At 67.3% G+C, this 22,134-nt stretch carries 14 protein-coding genes and 1 rRNA gene; 3 read left to right on the forward strand and 12 right to left on the reverse strand.

Annotated features, from left to right (window positions below; genetic code table 11):
* The 4 genes from EDL96_RS11110 to EDL96_RS11125 all read right to left on the reverse strand — a co-directional run.
* Positions 1-116: ribosomal RNA gene (locus EDL96_RS11110) — 16S ribosomal RNA — on the reverse strand; the annotation flags it as partial.
* 530 nt (positions 117-646) lie between these two features.
* Complete coding sequence (gene glgB, locus EDL96_RS11115) at positions 647-4,471, reverse strand: 1,4-alpha-glucan branching protein GlgB (protein WP_233568852.1); 3,825 nt, start codon at positions 4,469-4,471, stop codon at positions 647-649.
* Between the two features lie 110 nt (positions 4,472-4,581).
* The gene (gene treS, locus EDL96_RS11120; RefSeq protein WP_407656955.1) at positions 4,582-6,360 is read right to left on the reverse strand and encodes a maltose alpha-D-glucosyltransferase; all 1,779 of its coding nucleotides are present in this window, start codon (positions 6,358-6,360) and stop codon (positions 4,582-4,584) included.
* 116 nt (positions 6,361-6,476) lie between these two features.
* The gene (locus EDL96_RS11125) at positions 6,477-8,501 is read right to left on the reverse strand and encodes an alpha-1,4-glucan--maltose-1-phosphate maltosyltransferase (RefSeq protein ID WP_123826268.1); all 2,025 of its coding nucleotides are present in this window, start codon (positions 8,499-8,501) and stop codon (positions 6,477-6,479) included.
* A gap of 321 nt (positions 8,502-8,822) precedes the next feature.
* Between EDL96_RS11125 and glgP the strand changes: the two genes are divergently transcribed.
* Positions 8,823-11,405, forward strand: a complete 2,583-nt coding sequence (gene glgP / locus EDL96_RS11130; RefSeq protein ID WP_199732596.1) for an alpha-glucan family phosphorylase — start codon at positions 8,823-8,825, stop codon at positions 11,403-11,405.
* Between the two features lie 98 nt (positions 11,406-11,503).
* Here glgP and glgX read toward each other — a convergent pair whose 3' ends face one another.
* From glgX to EDL96_RS11160, 6 genes are all read right to left on the reverse strand, one after another.
* Positions 11,504-13,591 (reverse strand): glycogen debranching protein GlgX, encoded by a 2,088-nt coding sequence (glgX, locus tag EDL96_RS11135; protein ID WP_233568853.1) that lies wholly within the window; start codon positions 13,589-13,591, stop codon positions 11,504-11,506.
* Between the two features lie 118 nt (positions 13,592-13,709).
* Positions 13,710-14,717, reverse strand: coding sequence for a 23S rRNA (guanosine(2251)-2'-O)-methyltransferase RlmB (gene rlmB, locus EDL96_RS11140; RefSeq protein WP_123826140.1), 1,008 nt, complete (start codon positions 14,715-14,717; stop codon positions 13,710-13,712).
* Positions 14,718-14,818: 101 nt separating this feature from the next.
* A complete protein-coding gene (gene cysS, locus EDL96_RS11145) occupies positions 14,819-16,279 on the reverse strand; it encodes a cysteine--tRNA ligase (RefSeq protein ID WP_123826142.1) in 1,461 nt (486 codons plus the stop codon).
* Between the two features lie 97 nt (positions 16,280-16,376).
* On the reverse strand, positions 16,377-16,892 hold the full coding sequence (ispF, locus tag EDL96_RS11150) for a 2-C-methyl-D-erythritol 2,4-cyclodiphosphate synthase (RefSeq protein ID WP_123826144.1): 516 nt from the start codon (positions 16,890-16,892) through the stop codon (positions 16,377-16,379).
* The gene (locus tag EDL96_RS11155) at positions 16,889-17,674 is read right to left on the reverse strand and encodes an IspD/TarI family cytidylyltransferase (protein WP_123826146.1); all 786 of its coding nucleotides are present in this window, start codon (positions 17,672-17,674) and stop codon (positions 16,889-16,891) included. The genes ispF and EDL96_RS11155 overlap by 4 nt, the downstream gene beginning before the upstream one ends.
* Before the next feature lie 57 nt (positions 17,675-17,731).
* Positions 17,732-18,214 (reverse strand): CarD family transcriptional regulator, encoded by a 483-nt coding sequence (locus EDL96_RS11160; RefSeq protein WP_123826148.1) that lies wholly within the window; start codon positions 18,212-18,214, stop codon positions 17,732-17,734.
* Between the two features lie 210 nt (positions 18,215-18,424).
* Here EDL96_RS11160 and EDL96_RS11165 point away from each other — a divergent pair, with 210 nt between their 5' ends.
* On the forward strand, positions 18,425-18,964 hold the full coding sequence (locus EDL96_RS11165) for a hypothetical protein (protein WP_123826150.1): 540 nt from the start codon (positions 18,425-18,427) through the stop codon (positions 18,962-18,964).
* 136 nt (positions 18,965-19,100) lie between these two features.
* Here EDL96_RS11165 and EDL96_RS11170 read toward each other — a convergent pair whose 3' ends face one another.
* Entirely contained in the window at positions 19,101-19,781 is a 681-nt protein-coding gene (locus EDL96_RS11170; RefSeq protein ID WP_123826152.1) for a response regulator transcription factor, read from the reverse strand.
* Entirely contained in the window at positions 19,778-21,043 is a 1,266-nt protein-coding gene (locus EDL96_RS11175) for a sensor histidine kinase (protein ID WP_123826154.1), read from the reverse strand. The genes EDL96_RS11170 and EDL96_RS11175 overlap by 4 nt, the downstream gene beginning before the upstream one ends.
* Before the next feature lie 297 nt (positions 21,044-21,340).
* On the opposite strand from EDL96_RS11175, the gene phoU reads away from it, so the two are divergent.
* Entirely contained in the window at positions 21,341-22,036 is a 696-nt protein-coding gene (gene phoU, locus EDL96_RS11180) for a phosphate signaling complex protein PhoU (RefSeq protein ID WP_123826156.1), read from the forward strand.
* Positions 22,037-22,134: the final 98 nt, after the last annotated feature.

Here is a 22,134-nt window from a genome sequence, read left to right on the forward strand (position 1 = left end):
TATTACTCACCCGTTCGCCACTAATCCACGGTGCAAGCACCGCTTCATCGTTCGACTTGCATGTGTTAAGCACGCCGCCAGCGTTCGTCCTGAGCCAGGATCAAACTCTCCGTCAAAAAACAAAACATGTTTCAACGAAAACATCAAAACCCGGCCGAAAACCCACCCCACGATCACGGGAACGAAACCCCAGGGCAGGCATCAACCAAACAAACAAAAAATTTGGTATCAACAAACAAACAAAACACTATTGAGTTCTCAAACAACAGGACGGTCGAGGGCTTTGTCGCCACCGCATGCTGAGCAACCGAAGTTTCCTTCGTGATCTGCGTCAGTGTGCGGCTCGTTCGGTGCTTCTGCACCTCGCCGAAGTGCTCCACTACTCTACCGATCCGGTGTCCTCGGCGTCAACTCCGCCTGTCAGGCGGGTGAACTCCTCGGAGACTTCCCGTTTCGGTCGGCCTTCCCTTTCGGTGGGCCGCCGGAGCAACGAGGTGAAACAGTACACGCGGCATCGGGCCCGCGCAAATGACCGAACGGCCGCGGCCCGCACCCCTCATACGACGGGGTGCGGGCCGCGGGCGTTCGCCTTCGGGACCCGCTTCGGTCGGTCCAACGAGATCCCGGCTACTGCCTGCTGTGGGGGTCACTTCCCCACGGGACGCAGCCACAGTGCGGCCAGCGGCGGGACCGTGATGTTCGCGTGGGCTGGCTGAGCGTAGTGCGGCTCCTGCACTGCGACGATCTTCCCGCCGTTGCCCACGCCCGACCCGCCGTAGATCTCGGCGTCGGAGTTCAGGACTTCCTCCCATTCGCCCGCCATGGGCAGGGCGACGCGGTAGTCGTGGTGCGGGTTACCGGCAAAGTTGACCACGCACACCAGGGGGTTGCCTTCCCGATCCCACCGTGCGAAGGAGAGCGTGTTGCGCTGGGCGTCGTTCGCGTCCAGCCACGTGAACCCGTCGGGCGTGTTGTCCTGGGCCCACAGCGCCGGGGTGTCCTTGTAGACCTCGTTGACCCGGGAGACCAGGTTCTGCACGCCCCGGTGTGGTTCGGTGTCGGCCAGCCACCAGTCCAGGCTGCGTTCGTTGTTCCACTCGGCTTCCTGGGCGAACTCCTGCCCCATGAACACCAGCTGCTTGCCCGGATGAGCCCACATGAAGGCCAAGTAGGCGCGCACCCCGGCAAGTTGCTTCCAACGGTCGCCCGGCATCTTGCGCAGGAGGGAGCCCTTTCCGTAGACGACCTCGTCGTGCGAAATCGGCAGGATGAAGTTCTCCGAGTAGGCGTACACGAGCGAGAAGGTCAGCTTCCCGTGGTGGTAGTGCCGGTACATCGGGTCTTCCGCCACGTACTCCAGGGAGTCGTGCATCCAACCCATGTTCCACTTGATGCCGAAGCCCAGACCGTTGTTCTCGGTCGGCTGCGTGACGCCCGGGAAGGCGGTGGATTCCTCGGCGATCATCACGATGCCCGGGTTGCGCCGGTACGCCGTGGCGTTGGCCTCCTGCAGGAACGCGATGGCTTCCAGGTTCTCCCGCCCGCCGTACTGGTTGGGTGCCCATTCGCCGTCTTCGCGGGAGTAGTCCAGGTACAGCATCGAGGCCACCGCATCGACCCGCAGACCGTCCACGTGGAACTCTTCGAGCCAGTAGAGGGCGTTGGCCACCAGGAAGTTGCGCACCTCCGTACGGCCGTAGTCGAAGATCAACGTGCCCCAGTCCTTGTGTTCGCCACGGCGGGGATCCGGGTGTTCGTAGACCGGTTCGCCGTCGAACTTGGCCAGCGCCCAGTCGTCCTTGGGGAAGTGCCCGGGCACCCAGTCGACCAGGACCCCGATGCCCGCTTCGTGCAGGGCATTGACCAGGTACTTGAAGTCATCGGGGTCACCGAACCGCGACGACGGCGCGTAGTAACCCGTGACCTGATAACCCCAGGACCCGCCGAACGGGTGTTCGGCCACCGGCATGAACTCCACGTGCGTGAAGCCGTGCGTGCGGACGTAGTCCACGAGTTCCGTGGCCAGGTCCCGGTAGGACAGGCCCTGGCGCCAGGAGGCGATGTGGACTTCGTAGACGCTCATGGGCGAGTTGTGGGGATCGGTCTCCGCACGACGCGTCATCCAGGCGTCATCGGTGAACTCGTAGCCGCCGTCCCACACACGCGATCCGGTGCGCGGGGGTTCCTCCGTCCAGCGCGCCATGGGGTCTGCCTTGTCCCGCCACTGGCCGTCCTTGCCCAGCAAGCGGTACTTGTAGGTGGTGCCCACGCCAACCCCGGGGATGAAGACCTCCCAGACGCCGCTGCCGCCCAGCGAGCGCATGGCGTGTTCGGTGCCGTCCCAACCGTTGAAGTCACCGATGACCCGGACAGCTTGTGCGTTGGGGGCCCACACGGCGAAGCTCGTGCCCTTGATCTCGCCGAAGGACGAGGACCAGGACCGGACGTGGGAACCGAGGGCGTCCCACAACGTCTCGTGGCGTCCCTCCCCGATCAGGTGCAGGTCCAGGTCCCCGAGCGTCGGCGCGTACCGGTAGGGGTCGTCGAGTTCGACCGGCTCCTGCTCACCCCAGGTGACGAGCAGTCGGTAGTCGGGGACGCCGTCGCCGTCGGCGGGTACCCGGCCCGTGAAGATGCCGCCCCATTCGTGGCTGAGGCGGTGCGTGCTGCCGTCGGCGAGTACCGCCGAGACCTCCTTCGCGAACCTGCGCAGGGTTCGGATGATCACGGTCCCGTCGCCGGCGGGGTGCGCACCAAGGATCTGGTGGGGGTCGTAATACCGACCCTCGGCGACAGCGGCCAGGACGTCCTCGGAGACGGTGTGTTCCACGGGGTGCTCACTTCCGGTGTGTTCGGGCTCTGCGGGGGGATCCGCGGGCGATGTTTCGGGCGACATTACTGGTGACGTCTGCGTTTGCGGCAGTGCATCGGGACCGGCCGGTGGTGCGGTTACGGAGCCCTCGGTGGACGGTGTGGCGGGTGCCGTTGATCCGTCCGCGGGCGTGGCCTGAGACGTACTCGCGACCGGACGCAACGCAGTTTCAACCGCCTGTGCGGGCACGTCCACCCAGCTCGGACGGTTGCGTGATTCGTACACCAGCTCGTAGAGGGCCTTGTCCAGCCACAGGGCACGGAAGACAGGATCCTGCCGGTCTACGGGCCTATGGCTGACCTCCGACCAGCCCTCAAGGAACGCGTCGGCCGCCGATTCACCCCACTGGGTGCGATCGGCACCGGCGGCTTTCTGGCCGAAGGCCGCCGCATAGTCCAGCGATCGCAGCATTCCGACGACGTCGCGCAGCGCCAGGTCGGGCAGCACACGCTCGTGGATGGGCCGCAGGGGCTCGCCCTCGAAATCCAGGATGCGATACGCGCCGTCCGCGCCCCGGAGAACCTGCCCCAGGTGGTAGTCACCGTGGATGCGCTGCAGGGGTGGCAGCTTGCACGCGGCATCGAGTTCGGTCAGTGCGCCGTCGAACTGCGTGGAGTCCTGGTCGAACCGGGGCGAGAGCTCCTCGCGAGCCCAGTCGATCCGTTGCCGGATCGCGCCCAAGAGGCTCCGGCGTTGTTCGTCGTCGGGCTTCTTGGCCCCGAAAGCACTGACCAGGTCGCGATGCATCCGGGCCGTCGCACGGCCGAGTTCACGAGCCTCAGTGGTGAAATCCTGTCCGGCCGTGGCTGCTTCCACGGCTCCGGCCCACGCGTCCGAAGCGCCGTCGATCAGTTCGGTGACGACGACGACCTGACCCGTGGCGTCGCCCGAGTCCGCGGCCCAGGTGAGGTCGGCCCATCCCCAGGTCCTGGGGACCACGGAGCACCCGAGATCCGTCAGTTCGCGGCCGACTTCCACGTCCGGGTTGGCTCCGGGAGAGACCACGCGGAAGAACTTGAGGATCACTGCGGCCTCGCCTGGTTCGGTCGGGCGCACGATCACGGAGGTGTTGGACTGTTCCGCGGAGATGACCTGTACCTGGTCCTCGGAACGTACGGCGCTGACGGCGTTCAAGGAGCCGTTGGCGGCCCCCACCAATCCGTGTTCTCCGGTGCCGACGCGGCCGTTGTTCCGCATGAGAGCGAGCGTGGCCTCCAGGAACCGGGGGTCGTCGACGGCCTCCCGGACCTCCACGGTACCGCGGCTGGTTCGCACGGACCCGATGCTGCTCCCGCTCCCGGCGGTGCCGAAGGTCAACGGAACCTGCATGAGCTCGCTCCGGCCGTTCAGTTCGGCGCGGACGAGGTACAGGACGTGCACGTCGTCTGCAGGCCCGGCGTCGATGTGCCCGGCGTCGGTCTGCCCGGCGGAATCGGTGTCCGGAGAAGCCGTGGGGACCGGTACTTCAGCGATGACCGAGACGCGGGGAGACCCTGCTGCGGCGTCGAACGGGAACCAGCGGCGAGTGGGCAGCCAAGCGGTCAGGAGCTCTTCGAGCGCCCCGGGGACTCGTTCGGGAAGTGTGGCGGTGGTACTCAACGGAGCCCTCCTGATCGTGGAATCCTGGTGGTCGAATCCTGGTAGTCGAAACATGCCATGGTGCGGGTCAACGCCGTGGTTCGGCCCGATTCCACATGGTGTGCATCCCGTCAGCCCAGGGACGAGACGATCGGCAGTGCCCGGGTCTCCGGTTGGTTGCCGTCGGCGTCGGGAGCCCCGCGTAGGCGCAGCCAGTAGAAGTCCTGCGTTCCCAGGGTGACGTGGAAGTTCCCGTCGTTGCCCACGGCGCCGAACGTCTCTCCCCCGAAGACCTCGCGCAAGCCCCGGCCCGCGTACTCGGCCAGGTCCAGCGTGGCCCTCGCCGGGGTGTGCGACAGGTTGAACACACAGATCAGGGTCTCCGACTGCGGAGCGTGTTTGTCCCCGTCCTCGGCTCGGTAGTCACGGACGAAAGCCAGCACGGACTCGTGGTCGGTGGGCACGTTGCGGTAGTCACCCATGCCGAATGCGGGGTGTTCGCGGCGGACCAAGAGCATGCGCCGGATCCAGTGCAACAGCGACGACGAGGAGGCGAGCTGGGCCTCCACGTTCGTCTGCGTGAAGTTGTGGACCAGGGACTGCACCACGGGCAGGTAGAGCTTGCCGGGATCCGCCGTGGAGAACCCCGCGTTGCGGTCCGGAGTCCACTGCATCGGAGTCCGTGAGGCGTCCCGGTCCTCGAGCCAGATGTTGTCGCCCATTCCGATCTCGTCCCCGTAGTACAGGAACGGGCTGCCCGGCATGGCGAACAGGAGGGCGTGGATCAGCTCCGTCTCCGCCCGGGAGTTGTCCAGCAACGTGGCCAGACGGCGCCGGATGCCCACGTTGGCACGCATCCGGGAGTCCGGGGCGTACCAGCCCAACATGGCCTGGCGCTCCTCCGGAGTGACCATCTCCAGGGTCAGCTCGTCATGGTTGCGCAGGAACGTTCCCCATTGGGTCCCGTTGGGGATGGCCGGGGTGTTGTCCATGGTCTCCACGATGGGGGCCGCCTTCTGGTCCCGCAGGGCGTAGAAGATCCGCGGCATGATCGGGAAGTGGAAGCACATGTGGCACTCGGGGTCCTCCTCGCTGCCGTAGTACTCGACCACTTCCTCGGGCGGCTGATTGGCCTCCGCGATGATCACGCGCCCCGGGTACTGTTCGTCGACCATGCGACGCAACCGCACCAGGAAGTCGTGGGTTCCCGGGAGGTTCTCGCAGTTGGTGCCGTCTTCCTCGACCAGGTACGGGATCGCGTCGGCCCGGAACCCGTCGATCCCCATGTCCAGCCAGAACTTGACGACGTCGAAGACCGCTTCCTCGACCTTGGGGTTCTCGAAGTTGAGATCGGGCTGGTGGGAGAAGAACCGGTGCCAGAAGAACTGCCGCCGTACGGGGTCGAAGGTCCAGTTGGACTCCTCGGTGTCCACGAAGATGATGCGCGCGTCCTGGTACAACTCGTCCGTGTCCGACCAGACGTAGAAGTCCCCGTACGGGCCCTCGGGATCCTCCCTGGAGGCCTGGAACCAGGGGTGCTGGTCCGAGGTGTGGTTCAGCGGAAGGTCGGTGATGACCCGCAGCCCCCGGGCGTGCGCCTCGGCGACCAGCCGCTTGAAGTCCGACACCGTTCCGAACTCGTCCAGGACCGAGTAGTAGTCCGAGATGTCGTACCCGCCGTCACGCAGCGGCGACTCGTAGAACGGTGGGATCCACAGGCAGTCGATTCCCAGCCACTGCAGGTAGTCCAGCTTGTCGATCAACCCGGAGAAATCCCCCGACCCGTCGCCGTTGGCGTCCGAGAAGGCCCGGACCAAGACCTCGTAGAAGACGGCCTTGCGGAACCAGTCGGGATCGTGGGAGATTCCCGGGGCGTTGATCCCGAAGTTGGAAGGATTGATGGCGTTCACAGAGTCAACTTCTCCTGGGCTACGTCGGTTCGCGCGTCATTCGTGCGGGGCGGTGAGGGTGTGCTCTCCCCTGCCCGGGGCGAGCACACCCTCAGCCTCCTGCTGATTTCTGTCGATTATCGGCTACGGCGCACCTGAACAATGTGCACGGGCTCGTAGAACGGGTCGAGTCGCACCCACACGTGCTCGCCCCAGTGCCACGAGGCACCGGTCAGCAGGTCGTCGGCGGCAAAGGTGCCGTCCTCACCCAGATCCTCCGGGCGCAGCTTCAACGCCGCCAGGTCCAGGTTGATGTTGGCCATGCGCACCGCGTGCGGATCCGTGTTGACGACGACGATCAGGGTGTCCTCGTGTTCGCCGTCGTCGTCCTGCACCGTCTTGGTCTTGGAGAAGCACAGGACGGCGTCGTCGTCCGTGTTGTGCAGGATGAGGTTCTGCAGGTCGAGCAGTGCGGGGTGCTCGTGCCGGATCTGGTTGAGGCGGCGCACGTACGGGGCCAAGGAGTCGCCACGTGCCTCGGCGGCGTCGAAGTCCCGGGGGCGGTACTGGTACTTCTCGTTGTCGTTGGCTTCCTCGGCGCCCGGGCGCTGCACGTTCTCGTACAACTCGTAGCCGGCGTACATGCCCCACAGCGGCGACGCCGTTGCCGCCAGGGCCGCGCGGATCTTGAAGGCCGGACGCCCGCCCTGGACGAAGTAGTCCGTGAGGATGTCCGGGGTGTTCACGAAGAAGTTGGGACGGTAGTGCCCGGCGGTCTCCTGCGAGATCTCCCGCAGGTACTCCTCGAGCTCCCACTTGGCGTTGCGCCAGGTGAAGTAGGAATAGGACTGCTGGTAACCGGCTTTGGCCAACCCCTGCATCATGGCGGGACGGGTGAACGCCTCCGCGAGGAACACCACGCCCGGGTCGACCTTGTGGACCTCTGCCAGCAGCCACTCCCAGAACCACAGGGGCTTGGTGTGGGGGTTGTCCACGCGGAAGATCCGCACGCCGTGGGACATCCACAGTTTGACGATCCGCAGGACCTCCAGGGAAAGGCCCTCGGGGTCATTGTCGAAGTTCAGGGGGTAGATGTCCTGGTACTTCTTGGGCGGGTTCTCGGCGTAGGCGATGGTTCCGTCCGCTCGCGTGGTGAACCATTCCGGGTGCTCCGTGACCCACGGGTGGTCGGGAGAGGCCTGCAACGCCAGGTCGATCGCGACTTCCAGCCCCAAGGCCTCGGCCCGTGCCACGAAGGCATCGAACTCCTCGAAACCGCCGAGGTCCGGGTGAATGGTGTCGTGCCCGCCCTCGGCGGCACCGATGGCCCAGGGCGATCCGGGATCACCGGGGGCGGGGGTCAGCGAGTTGTTGGGGCCCTTGCGGTGCGCGACACCGATCGGGTGGATCGGCGGCAGGTAGATGACGTCGAAGCCCATTCCGGCCACCGCGTCGAGGCGTTCCGCCGCCGTGACCAGCGTGCCCGAGCGCCAGCGGCCCGTCTCCGGGTCCCATTCGGCGCCTTCCGAACGCGGGAAGAACTCGTACCAGGCGCCGCGTCCGGCCTCGTCGCGCTCGACCCGCAACGGGTAGCGCTGCGACGTCGTCACCAGGGCGCGGATCGGCTGGTGCTCCACCGCGGAGAGGATGCCTCGGTCGGTGGCCTGCGCGAAGCGTTGCCCGGCGGGCACGGAGCGGTCCCGCAAGTGTTCGGCGACTGACGCGAAGTGCCGCCGCTGGGCCTCGGGGCGATCGGTCTCCTCCGCGGCCCGCTCGAAGACCAGGGCGCCTTCATCCATCATGAGTTCGACGTCCTGGCCGACGGCCAGTTTGATCGACGCGTCGTGGTGCCAGGTGCCGAAGACGTCGGACCAGCCCTCGACCTCGAAGCTCCAGTCACCGACGGATTCCGGCCGGAGCCATCCTTCGTACCGGTCGGTACCCGGTGCCGTCAGCTTCATGGGCACGCGCTGACGCACTTCACCCTGCGGGTCGAAGAGGACCGCGGAGACGCCGAGTGCGTCGTGGCCTTCCCTGAAGACCGTGGCCTGAACCCGGATGTCCTCCCCGGGCAGTGCGGTCGCGGGGCGTCGCCCTTCGTGCACCACGGGCGAGACCTGTTCGATCGGGATACGCCCGTAGACCAACCCGGAACGGTCCAGGACCGCCTCGGCCTCGGTGGTACCTGCTGCGGCGGCACCGGTCGCCGGCAGGGGCGAGGACGCCGGGGCCGGTTTCGTGACGGCTCCGTCCGTCGACGAACGGCGTGGAGCACGGGGATCGACGGCTTCGGGCTTGATGGCTGCGGGCTTGTTCGAGTCATTCGAAGTCACATCTCACACCGTAGTCAGTCGGACCGCTCCGGTAGTAGTCGGTCGCGAAAGTAGGACCTGTCCAGCGTCATGCGGAGCCTCACAACCGGTGATCGTGAGAGGACGTGCAACGAAATCGTGCGGCGGCCCGGCAGCGGCTATCCTGCGCCTGTGAAGGCTATCCGCAGGTTCACCGTACGCACTGTCCTCCCCGAGTCGATTCGCCCTCTGAGCAGGCTCGCCAACAACCTCCGCTGGTCGTGGCACAAGCCCACCGAACAGCTTTTCGCCGATCTCAACCCGCAGGCTTGGGACAGCGTCAACCACGACCCGGTCAAGTTGCTCGGCTCGTTGACGCGCGAAGAAATCCAACAGATCGCCCACGACCCGGAAACGGTCGAACACATCCGCGCGCTCGACGCCGACCTGGAGACCTATCTGACCGAGTCCCTCTGGTACCAGCAGGAACTCTCCGCAGACGCACCCAAGTCCATCGCCTACTTCTCCGCCGAATACGGCATCACCTCCGTTCTCCCGCAGTATTCCGGCGGCTTGGGCATCCTGGCCGGCGACCACCTCAAGACCGCCTCCGACATGGGCATCCCGATCGTCGGCGTCGGCCTGCTCTACCAGCACGGGTACTTCAAGCAGTCCCTGTCCCGCGACGCCTGGCAGCTCGAGAACTACCCGGTCCTGGACCCCGACGGACTGCCCCTGAGCCTCCTGCGCGAGGAGGACGGGACCCCGGCCCGCGTGGAGTTGCCGCTGCCCGACGGTCGGCGACTGCTCGCACAGATCTGGCGGGCCGACGTCGGTCGCGTGCCGCTGCTGCTGTTGGACTCCAACATCGCCGACAACGACGAACACGCACGTAACGTCACGGACCGCCTCTACGGCGGCGGCGGCGATCACCGGCTCCAGCAGGAACTGCTGCTCGGCATGGGTGGCGTGCGCGCCCTGCGCACCTTCTCCCGCCTGACCGGAGCACCGGAGCCCGAGGTCTTCCACTGCAACGAAGGCCACGCCGGGTTCCTGGGGATCGAACGGATCTCCGAGCTCATGGCCCCTGGCGAGACCGGGGTTCCCATGTCCTGGGAAGAGGCCCTGACCGCCGTTCGTTCGGCTACCGTCTTCACCACGCACACTCCCGTGCCCGCAGGCATCGACCGCTTCGAGAAGGACCAGATCCACCGGTTCTTCTCTGCCGGTCTGGTCCCGGCGGTCCCCACTGCGAACGTTCTGGCGCTGGGCGATGAGAACTACGAAGGTGGCGACCCGAGCAAGTTCAACATGGCCGTCATGGGCCTGCGCCTGGCGCAGCGCGCCAACGGTGTGGCACAGCTGCACGGCAAGGTCTCGCGCGAGATGTTCGCCGGACTCTGGCCGGGATTCGACCACGACGAGGTCCCGATCAGCTCCGTGACGAACGGCGTCCACGTCCCGTCCTGGATCGATCCGCGGATCGAGGAACTCGCGGTGGACCGCTCCCAGCCGGATCTCGCCTCCCGGTGGCGCGCCGTGCTCAAGGTCGACGACGCGAAGCTATGGGCCGTGCGTCGTGAACTCCGTGAAGCCCTGGTGGAAGACGTCCGCACGCGGCTGCGCGCGTCCTGGAAGAAGCGCGGCGCGGCCGACGCCGAACTCGGGTGGACCGAATCCGTGCTGGATCCGGATGTCCTGACCATCGGCTTCGCCCGTCGTGTCCCCACCTACAAGCGCCTGACCCTGATGCTGCGCGACCCTGAGCGGCTCAAGCGGCTGCTGCTGGATCCGCAGCACCCCGTCCAGCTGGTGGTCGCGGGCAAGTCGCACCCGGCCGACGAGATGGGCAAGCAGATGATCCGCGACCTGGTGAAGTTCACGGACGACCCCGAGGTCCGGCACCGGATCGTGTTCCTGCCCAACTACGACATCGCCATGGCCCGGACCCTGTTCCCGGGGTGCGACGTCTGGTTGAACAACCCGCTCCGCCCCCTCGAGGCCTGCGGAACCTCGGGCATGAAGGCCGCCATCAACGGGGGCCTGAACCTGTCCGTACTCGACGGGTGGTGGGACGAGATGTACGACGGCCAGAACGGTTGGGCCATTCCGACGGCGGACAACCGCGCCTCGACCGACGAACGCGACAACATCGAGGCGGCCGCACTCTACGAGTTGATCGAGGACCACGTGGCGCCGCGGTTCTACGGTGAGAAGTCGGCCGACGGCGGTGACAACGTGCCCCACCAGTGGCTGGCCATGGTCAAGCACACCCTCGCGACCCTCGGCCCCAAGGTGTCCTCCAAACGCATGCTCGAGAACTACGTCACGCAGCTCTACGTGCCCGCGGCCGACTCGGGGCGGAGTGTGGCGGCCGAGGACCACGCCGCGGCCCGTGTTGCGTCCAAGTGGACCGAGAATGTCCGGCGTCACTGGCAGGAGGTCCGGGTCGATCATGTTGAGGCCGACGCCGTGGCCGAGGTGCCGCAGATCGGCGACAACCTCACGGTGACCGCGTACGTGAACCTGGGCGAACTCGAGCCAACGGATGTGAACGTGGAAATCGGGTACGGACGGGTTTCCGAGTCCGATCACATTCACGAGCGCAGCTTCGCGCGGCTGGACCAGGTGCGCAGCACCGACGACGGAAAGTGGGCTTTCACCGGTTCGATCACGATCGACCGCTCCGGCCCGTTCGGGTACACGGTGCGGGTCCTCCCGCAGCACGAGTCCCTGACCAATAGGGCCGAACTGGGTCTGGTGGCCACGGCCTGACTCCAGGAGTACGGCAACGGCCGTTCCGGGAATTTTCCCGGAACGGCCGTTCGCTTTTTGGTGGGTGCGACTGTGTCGGACACGTGGTGCGGACCGGGTCAGACCAGGTGCAGCACCGTCACCGACATCGCAGGGGCCACGGTCGAACCTCCCGCTGGGATGGCCGTTCCGTAGAAGGGTCGAAGGGCCGCGTCAGTCGAGAACAGCAGCTCGAATCCGGTCAGGACCGAACGGTCGGCATCGTCGGGCGTCTCCGTGCCCGTGAACGCTTCCACGGAGTCCTGGTCGGGCAGCCTCACCTCGACGTCGTTCGGGCCACCGTTGACCAGGACCATGCCCTTCGCCGTTCCCGACCGGGCCCCGACGGCCATCTGCACCGTCCGGAATCCCGCGGCCTGCCATTCGTCGGGCTGCATGGGGGTGCCGTTCGGGGAGAACCAGTCCATCCGCACGTCCTGCACGCGGTGCATGTAGTCGTCCGGCTGGGCGTTCATGAAGCGTCGCCGCAACTTGAGCAGCTCCCGGGTGCAGGAGAGCATGGCACGGTCCGCGGGCGTCATGCTCCAGTTCACCCACCCGATGGGTGAGTCCTGGCAGTAGGCGTTGTTGTTGCCGCCCTGCGAGCGCAGGAACTCGTCGCCTGCCGTGATCATGGGGGTGCCCTGGGAGAGCAGCAACGTGGCCATCATGTTGCGCGCGGTGCGGGCTCGCGCGGCCCGGACCGACGCGGTGCCGGCGGGGCCTTCCTCACCGTGGTTCCAGGAGTGGTTGTCGTTCGTCCCGTCCCGGTTGTCCTCGCGGTTGGCCTGGTTGTGCTTCTGGTCGTAGGCGGTCAGGTCGTAGAGCGTGAACCCGTCGTGCGCCGTGACGAAGTTGACGGCCGCCAGCGGGGTTCGCCCGGAGGCGGCGAACCGGCTGTTCGACCCCGCAAGGGCGTCCGCGAGCCGGGACAGGCTGCCGCCGGTGCCCCCGGACGCGATGGCCCGCTGATCGGTGAGCCAGAAGTCGCGCACGGTGTCCCGGTAGGAATCGTTCCAGTCCGCCCAACCGGGAGGGAAGTTGCCCGTCTGCCAGCCGCCCATGCCCACGTCCCACGGTTCGGCGATCAGCTTGGAGGCGCCGATCGCGGGATCCGCGTTGGCGGCCACCAGGAACGGGTGGCGCGCGGTGAAGTGGTGGCTGGCGTCCCGCGCCAACGCGGGGGCCAGGTCGAAGCGGAAGCCGTCGACGTGGAGCTGCCGCACCCAGTACCGCAGGGAGTCCAGGGCCATGCGCACCACGTTGGGGTTGGCGAAGTCCAGGGTGTTCCCGCATCCGGTCATGTCCAGGTAGTGGCCGTCGTGATGGCGGTACCACTGCTGGTCCCCCAGACCGCGCCAACAGTAGGCCTGCTCCGTTGCCCCGCCTTCGGCCGTGTGGTTGTAGACGACGTCGAGCACGACCTCCAGCCCGGCCGCGTGCAACGCCTTGACCGTGGCCTTGACCTCCTCCAGCACGCCCTGGGATCCGCGGGCGCGGGCCTGTGGCGTCGCGTAGGCCGCGTGCGGGGCGAAGTAGGACAGCGTGTTGTAGCCCCAGTAGTTGCTGAGACCGTTCTCGGTCAGGTGCGCTTCGTCCAGGTGCGCGTGGATGGGCAGGAGCTCGACCGTGGTGACGCCCAGGGACTTGAGGTAGTCGGTCATGACCGGGTGGGCCAGGCCCGCGTACGTTCCACGGAGGTCCTCGGGGATTTCCGGGTGCTGAATGGTCAGGCCCTTCACGTGGGCCTCGTAGATCACCGTGTCACGCCACGGGATGTCCGGGTGCACGTCCCCGTCCCAGTCGAAGCGCTCGTCGACCACGGAGGAGACATAGCGGGTTCCGTAGGCATCGGTCCGGGGGTCGTGGATCGGCAGATGGTCCGGCCTTCCCACCCGCTCGAGGCCCAGCCCGTGCGGGTCCAGCAGGATCTGCTCGGTCTCAGGCGTCCGGTTGCCCTCCCTGAGCATGGTCGAGGACGACGGGATGAACCCGTAACGGGTGCCCGGCGGCAAGGCCATGAACACGTATGGGTCGCGGTCGCTGTTGGCCGCGGCCAGTGCACGGTCGGGGCTGACGTGGATGAGATCGAAGTGGATCCCACCCGAGAGGTGCCGCAACGTGTGACGCTGCCAGGACTGGCCCGGTTCGGCCCAGATCAGATCCACCGACTCCAATCCAGGGGCCCAGACCGCGACGTTCGCCGCGAGGCTCTCCCCCGGTGTCCGCGAGACCCCCAGGGGACGTGAACGGGGTCTCGGGTGGTTGGAACTGAGCGGGCGGTCGCTAGCCGGCACGACGCCGCGCAATCTCGTAGAGGGTGATGCCCACCGCCATGGACGCGTTGAGGGACTCCATGGCCGAGTCGATCGGGATGGACACGATCTGGTCGCAGTTCTCCGTGATCAGGCGGGAGAGGCCCTTGCCTTCGGAGCCGACGACCACGAGCAACGGTTCGGTGGCCAGTTTCAGACCCGGGAGGTCGACGTCGCCTCCGCCGTCGAGACCCACTACGAAGTACCCGTTGGCCTTGGCCTTCTCCACCGCACGGTTGAGGTTGGTGGCCTTGCCGACGGGCACCCGGGCGGCAGCGCCCGCACTGGTCTTCCAGGCGGTTGCGGTCACCCCGGTCGAACGTCGCTCCGGGAGGATCACGGCATCGCCGGCGAAGGCGGAGACGCTGCGGATGATGGCACCCAGGTTCCGGGGGTCGGTGATGCCGTCCAGGGCCACCACCAGCGGCGGGCGGCCGTCCTCCCCCTGGGCGCGGTCCTGCCACTGGCCCATGACGGACTCGAGCAGGTCATCGGCGTCCTCGTACTCGTACGGCGGCACCTGGAGCACGACCCCCTGATGCACGGCGTCCTCGGTCAAGCGATCGAGTTCGGGCTTGGTGGCCTCGAGCACCGGCACGTTCGCCTCGGCGCACAGCTTGAGCGTCTCCCGGATCCGGTCGTCGACCTCCATCCTGGTCGCGATGAACAGCGTCTTGGCCGGGATGCCCGAGCGCAGCGACTCGAGCACGGAGTTGCGTCCGGTCACCAGGTCCTCGGTCTTGCCGGGCCCGCGGCGGTTGTGGGTCTTCGCCGGTCCGCGGTCGGCGGCACCTTTGGGGCGCGCTGCGTTGCGGCGCTCGGCGGCCTTCTTCATCTTGTGAGCCTTGTGGTACGGCCGGTCCTCGGCCTTGGGGGTGGGGCCCTTGCCTTCGAGACGACGGCGTCCGTGACCCCCGGTTCCCACGCTGGGCCCCTTCTTCTTGCTGTTGCCCGCGCCCGGTCGTCGACCTGCTGCCATTGTCCTCATCCCGCCTGTTCGTCCGGCCCCGTGTTCCGTGGAGGCCTCGGTTGCTCGCCGTGCTCGGTCCGTGTCGTGCTGTGTCGGCCCTGGATCGGGTGTCAGCCCAGGGTCCAGGTGGACCCGTTCGCACCGTCGGCCACGCTCACACCGGCGGCCGACAGAGTATCCCGCAACCGGTCGGCTTCCGCCCAATCCTTGTCCGCCCGGGCCGCGGCCCTGCGATCCAGAAGGTCCCGGACCAGGTGGTCCAGTGCAGCGTGCTCACCCCCACCGGCGGTGCCCTCCAGGTCCATGAGCTGACGCAGCCCCAGGATCTCGGTCATGGCCGCAACGGCACGCGCCTGGGAGGCCGCCACACCGTCGTGCTCCTGGTCGCTGTTCCCACCGGCCTGCTCACCGTGGAGCACGGCGTTGCCCTGCCGTACGGCGTCGTGCAGGGCGCCGAGAGCGCGCGGCACGTTGAGGTCGTCGTCCATGGCCTCGGCAAAGGCCTCCGGCACGTCCTCGGCCGTCCAGGTCAGGTCCAGTCCGGCCTCCGCGGCGGCCTTGAGGAAGGCCTCGACGCGTTCGACGGCGGCCGTGGCCTCCTCCAGGGACGTCGGGCGGTAGTCGAGCACGGACCGGTACTGGGCCTGGCCCAGGTAGTAACGCACGGCAAGGGGCCGAGCCAACCGGAGCATCTCGTCCGGGGCGATCGTGTTGCCGATGGACTTGGACATCTTGTCGCCCTCGTAGGTGACCAGGCCGTTGTGCAACCAGAAGTTCGCGAACCCGCGTCCGGCCGCCGCGGACTGGGCCAGTTCGTTCTCGTGGTGCGGGAAACGCAGGTCCAGTCCGCCGCCGTGGATGTCGAAGGTCTCGCCCAGGTACTTGCCCGCCATCGCCGAGCACTCAAGGTGCCACCCCGGGCGTCCTCGGCCCCAGGGCGAATCCCAGGACGCGGTCTGCGGGTCTCCGTCCTTGTGTCCCTTCCACAGGGCGAAGTCACGCGGGTCGCGCTTGCCGCGCGGATCGGCGTCGGGGGCGTCCTGCATGTCCTCGACGCGTTGCCGGGTCAGTTCGCCGTAACGGGGCCAGGAACGCACGTCGAAGTAGACGTCGCCGGATCCGTCCTGAGCCGGGTAGGCGTGACCGGCATCGATGAGCTCCGCGATCAGTTCGTGCATCTCCGGCACGTGGCCCGTTGCGCGGGGCTCGTAGGTCGGGTCCTCGATGCCCAGAGCGGCGTAGGCCTGGGTGAAGACCTTTTCGAACCGGTAGGCCAGCGCCCACCAGGGTTCGAGGGGGTGCTCGCCGTCGAAGTCCTCCCGGTAGGAGGCCGCCGAGTTCGTCAGGATCTTGTCGTCGATGTCCGTGACGTTGCGGACCGAGGTGACCCGGTACCCGCGGAAGCGCAGCCATCGGCTCAGGATGTCGAACACGAGTGCCGAGCGGACGTGGCCGATGTGGGGTCGGCCCTGCACGGTGGCGCCGCAGTAGTAGAGCCTGGCCTCCCCCGGGTGGACGGGCGTGAAGTCGCGGACGGAGGCGGTCGCAGTGTCGTAGAAGCGCAAGGTCACGCGGGCAAGTCTATCGACCCCGGGGTCGGCCCGGTGGGCCGCCCTCACCCTCCGGTCGCCTGGACCGTGCGGGAACCCGCTCGGCACCCGCCCCGGGTCAGGGCGTGGGGATCACCAAGGCGGTGGCCACAGCGGTCAGGCCCTCGCCACGTCCGGTGAATCCCAGGTGGTCGGAGGTCGTGGCGGACACGGTCACGGAGCACCCGGCAGCGCGGGTGAGGGCGGCTTGGGCTTCGTCCCGGCGGGGTGCGAACTTGGGCTTCTGGCCGACGAGTTGCACGGCGATGTTCCCGGGGGTGAACCCCGCCCGACTGACGATCTCGGCCGCCTCCGCGAGGATCCGCAGCCCGGAGGCGCCCTTCATGTCGGGGCGGTCCACCCCGAAGTTCGAGCCCAGGTCTCCGCACCCGGCGGCGGAGAACAAGGCGTCCGCGGCCGCGTGGGCGACGACGTCGCCGTCCGAGTGTCCGGACAGCCCGCGCTCCCCCGGCCAGTACAGGCCCGCGAGCCACAGGGGCACCAGCCCGTCCTCGGCTGCGGCGCACTCCTGGTCATCGGCAAAGGCGTGCACGTCCACGGCGATTCCCGTGCGGGGCAGTACCGGTTCGGTCACGGTCGGGGCTCCGTCCTGTTCAGCGTTCTGGCCAGCAGCGCCTCGGCGAGGACCAGGTCCAAGGGGCGGGTGATCTTCAGGGCGGCGTCATCCCCCGCAACGGTGTGGACGGTGCGGTCGGAGAACTTCTCCACCAAGGAGGCATCGTCCGTGACGGAGACCTCCGGGTGGTCTGCGGCGGCGTCGTTGACCGCCAACAGGAGATCCCAGTCAAAGCCTTGCGGGGTCTGAACAGCGCGGAGGCCGCTGCGATCGACCACGCCCTGACAAGCACCCGTTCCATCCACCGCACGGATGGTGTCCACGACGGGGAGGACCGGGATCACCGCCTCCTGACCGTCCACCAGCGCTCGGGCAACCCTGGCGAACACCTCCGTGGGTGCAAGACACCGGGCGGCGTCGTGCACCAGAACGCCCCGGGGTCGGCACCCGAGGGCGCGGAGGTGCTCCAGGGCGTTGCGCACGCTGTCCGCACGATCGGCACCGCCGGTCACAGCGACAGCGCCCTGGCTGCGAGCAACGTCCGTCAGGCCGGTGTCCCCGGCGGGCACAGTGACCACCACGGGGCCTTCGTCCCAGTCGCCGTCGTCGGCGGTCACACCGGAGGTGGTGATGCCGGTGAGGCAGTGTTCCAGGATCGTGCGGTCACCCACCCGGACCAAGGCCTTGGGGATGCCCTGCCCCAGCCTGGTTCCGGATCCTGCCGCAACGACGACGACGGCGAACCCACCGGGAATGGGTGGGTTCGCCGTCGTCTGAACTCGTGGTGGCTGTGGCGTCATGGCGCGGGAGTCAGCAGGTCCGCCGTCGGAGACGGTGACCGTGCGTGATCGAGCGGATCAGGCCGCCAGGACGTCGTCGAGGCGCTTCTCTGCCTCTTCTTCGTCGATGTCCTTGGCCAGCGCCAGCTCCGAGGTCAGGATGTGACGAGCCTTGGTGAGCATGCGCTTCTCGCCAGCGGACAGGCCACGGTCCTTGTCCCGCCGCCAGAGGTCACGGACGACTTCCGCAACCTTGAGCACGTCACCGGAGGCGAGCTTTTCCACGTTGGCCTTGTAGCGACGCGACCAGTTGCTGGCTTCCTCGACGTCCTGCGCCTGCAGGACCGCGAAGACCTCCTTGAGGCCTTCTTCGTCGACGACGTCGCGGACGCCCACCAGGTCGACGTTCTCCGCGGGTACCTCGATCACCAGATCACCTTGGGTGACCTTGAGCTTGAGGTACATCTTCTCTTCGCCCTTGATGGTGCGGGTCTTGATCTCTTCGATCAGTGCCGCCCCGTGGTGGGGGTAGACGACTGTCTCGCCAACCTCGAAAACCATGTTTTGTGCCCCTTTCCGACGACCGATTCTAGCACGGGGCTTCGGCGTGTTTCCGGGCGTCCGCGGGCAGCGATCGGCCCCGGCCCGGACGTTCGAACCATGTAGCGGCCTGCAACCTGTGCTGCCATCCGGGTCTCGGATGCGGACGAACCGTCGTCAAGCGGATAGCATGAGATTCAAAAGACATCGAACCGTCGAGGAGTTCGCGCCGTGAACATCGCCGCCCGCAAGCAGGTCAGGATGGTTGGCCTGTGTGCTGCAGTTGTCGCAGCCACCGTGTCAGTGACCGGTTGCTCGTACGTCAACCCCGAAGCCACCACGTTGGAGTACTCGGGTTCGGACGGCTTGGTGGAGAAGATCGACGACGTCTCACTGAACAACATCCTGATCGTTGCCAAGTCGGAGCAGGATCCCGGCCGCGTCCTGGGCACCGTGGTCAACGATTCGGACCAGGACATCACGCTGGAGCTGAAGACCTCCGAAGCCAACGCGCAGATCGAGGTCCCGGCGGACAGCGAGACGCGGCTCGAGGACACCGACAACCAGACCTTGCTGGAACCCGCCGGAGCCCAGCCCGGTGAGATGGTCGAGGTCACCTTCACCACCGACGGCGGTTCCCTGACCAAGTCCGTCCCGGTTCTGGACCACACGTTCCCGCGCTACGCGGAGTACATCCCGGGCGGGGCGCCGTCCACGCCGGGCAACCCGTCCAACACCCCGGCCCCGGAGGGTGAAGAAGGCGGGCACTGACCCGTCTGCGCATCGCACTCCTACGCTTCGACGAAGGCCGGGGAGGAACCCACTGGATGGGTTCCTCCCCGGCCTTCGTCGTGCCCGCACCCAGCGACGGAGCGCTCAGGGTTGCGCGGCGCTCAGGCGCAAGGGTTCACAGTTCGAACTTGTACCCCAGGCCACGGACCGTGACCAGGTGTTTGGGATCCGAGGGGTCCGGCTCGATCTTGGAGCGCAGACGTTTGACGTGGACGTCCAGAGTCTTGGTGTCGCCGACGTAGTCGGAACCCCACACGCGGTCGATCAGCTGGCCGCGGGTCAGCACCCGACCGGCGTTGCGCAGCAGCATCTCGAGCAGCTCGAACTCCTTGAGGGGCATGCTGATGTCCTCGCCCGCGACGCTGACCACGTGGCGTTCGACGTCCATCCGGACCGGTCCGGCGGCCACCGTGGCCGTCTCCACCTCCTCGGGTTCGGTACGACGACGCAGCACGGCCCGGATCCGGGCGACGAGCTCGCGGGAGGAGTAGGGCTTGGTCACGTAGTCGTCCGCGCCCAGCTCGAGGCCCACGACCTTGTCGATCTCCGCGTCCTTGGCGGTGAGCATGATGATGGGCACTGCGGAGCGTTGGCGGATCTGACGGCAGACCTCGGTTCCTGACTGGCCCGGGAGCATGAGGTCCAGAAGGATCAGGTCGGCCCCGGCGCGTTCGAATTCGCTGACGGCGTCGAGGCCGTTGTCCACGACCTCGGTCTCGAACCCCTCACGACCGAGCAGGTAGGACAGGGGATCCGACAGGGATTCCTCGTCTTCGACGATCAGGATCCGGGTCATCGTAGTTCTCCGTTCGCGTCTTGGTTGGTCATCGGCGCCGCGAGCTCTCCGGCACCGCGGTCGGTCGGTTGGTTCCTTGCGGGCTGCGGTGGTTCGCCGGGCTTCTCGGTCCCCTCGGCCGCTTGATCGAGGGCGTCCATGTCCTCCATGACCGGAACCGACAGAGTGAAGGTGGAGCCCTGCCCTTCCCGGGACCAGACCGTGACCTCACCGCCGTGCTGCTGCATCACGTGCTTGACGATGCTCAGTCCCAGCCCGGTGCCGCCGGTCTGCCGCGAGCGCGCCGCGTCCACGCGGTAGAAGCGCTCGAAGATCCGTTCCTGCTCCTCTTCGGAGATGCCGGGGCCTTGGTCGGTCACGGAGATCTGGATCATGCCCTCGCGCTCCCGGACACCCACCCCCACGCGTGTTGCGGGCGGCGAGTAGCGGATGGCATTGTCGATCAGGTTGCGCAGGGCGGTGGTGAGCAGGTCGGCGTCGCCGAAGGCCTGGGCCTGGACCTGCCCGCCCACGACGATCTTGATCTCGCGCGACTCAGCGGTGAGGCGGTTCCGGTCCACGGCCTCACCGATGACCCGGTCCAGGTCCACGGGGCGGCCCGCCGCGACGACGTCGGTGCCCTGCAGGCGGGAGAGTTCCATGATGTCCTGCACCAGCGCGGTCAGGCGTTCTGACTCCTTGTGCAGGCTCTGGGTGAAGTGACGGATGGCGTCGGGATCGTCGGCGGCGTCGCCGATGGCTTCGGACAGCAGGCGGATGGCACCCACGGGGGTCTTGAGTTCGTGCGACACGTTGGCCACGAAGTCGCTGCGCACGGACTGTGCCCGGACGATCTCCGTCTGGTCCTCCGCGAGCAGCAGGACGTACTCGTCGCCTAGGATCGCCACGCGCACGTCCAGGACCGTGGCACCGGAGTGGTTGGGACCGCGTCCGAGTTCCAGGCGGTATTCCTCCGTCACTCCCGTGGCCCGCACGGACCGGATCATCTTCAGCAAGTCCTCCTGGGCCACGGAGTATCCGCGCACCAGTCCGAAGGCGTAGGCGGCCGGTGATGCCCTGACAACACCGTCCACACCGTCCACCACCACGTAGGCCTGTCCGATCACGGACAGCACGTCGGCGGCTCCATCGGGCAGGCCCGGTTCGTCGATCTCCAGTGCGTCCGCACGGCGACGGGGGGTCCCCCGGAGCACCAGGAGACCGCTCAGGCCAAGCAGCAGGCCGATGAGCCCGGAGACGGCGGCGACGACGGATGAGTCCACGGCACCTAGAGTAAGCGGCCGAACTACCCGGTGGGGGCAGAACCACCCCCGTGGGGACCCCGCGCGTCACCTGGTCATGAACGGTTACGCACGAGTTGGTCAGACGTTCACCCACCCGACCGCCGTCGGGACCGGCCCGGGCACGCACGGGGTCGGCACCGCCGGTAAACTCTTCTGATGGATCTACGGGCGCTGCCGTGCGCCCGAAAATTGTCGATGCCCACACGGGGGACGCGGCCGACTGATCCGGCCGCCGTTTCCTCCCGCGCTGGACACGCGATGTGAGAGGAGCGCGCGATGCGCGAAGTTTTCCAGGCTGAACTGAAGCAGGTCGGCGAGGAACTGGTTGAAATCGCCAAACTGGTGGACAAGGCCTTGAGCGAGGCCCGCCAGGCCTTCTTGGACGCCGACCTGGAGACCGCGCAGGAAGTCATCGCGGGAGACGCCCGCATCGACTTCATGCAGAACGAACTCGACGAGCGGTCGATCGACATCCTGGCCCTGCAGGCGCCCGTGGCCTCCGACCTGCGGATGATCGTGGGTGCGCTGCGGATGAGTTCTTCGCTCGAGCGTATGGGCGACCTGGCGCGCCACCTGGCCCAGGACGCCCGTCGTCGCTACCCGGAACCCGTTCTGCCCCCGCAGCTGGTGGACACGTTCACCCAGATGTTCGATCTGGACCTGGAGATCATCGAGGGTGTCATCCAGGTCCTGGAAACCCGCGACATGGGGGTGGCCGACTCGATCTACGCCAAGAAGGCAAAGGTCAACGAGCTGCACCAGAGCGTCTTCACCGCGCTGACCAACGAGGACTGGGACTCCCCCGTCTCCACCGCCGTGGATGTGACCCTCTCCGCCCGTTACCTCGAGCGCATCGGAGACCACGGGGTCTCCGTGACCCGCAAGGTTGCCTACCTGGTCACGGGTGAATGGACCCCGTCGGCCTCCGTGGAGCACCCGACGGGTCACGGGCACGTCGGCTCTGACGCCTGAGTCACCCGCGGGACCAACACACAAGGGCGGGGCCCACAACCATCCGGTTGTGGGCCCCGCCCTTGTGCTGAGGCCGTCGGTGGGGGCCCGCCAGGGTC

The sequence above is a fragment of the Kocuria soli genome, assembly GCF_003797835.1.
Taxonomy (GTDB): domain Bacteria; phylum Actinomycetota; class Actinomycetes; order Actinomycetales; family Micrococcaceae; genus Kocuria; species Kocuria soli.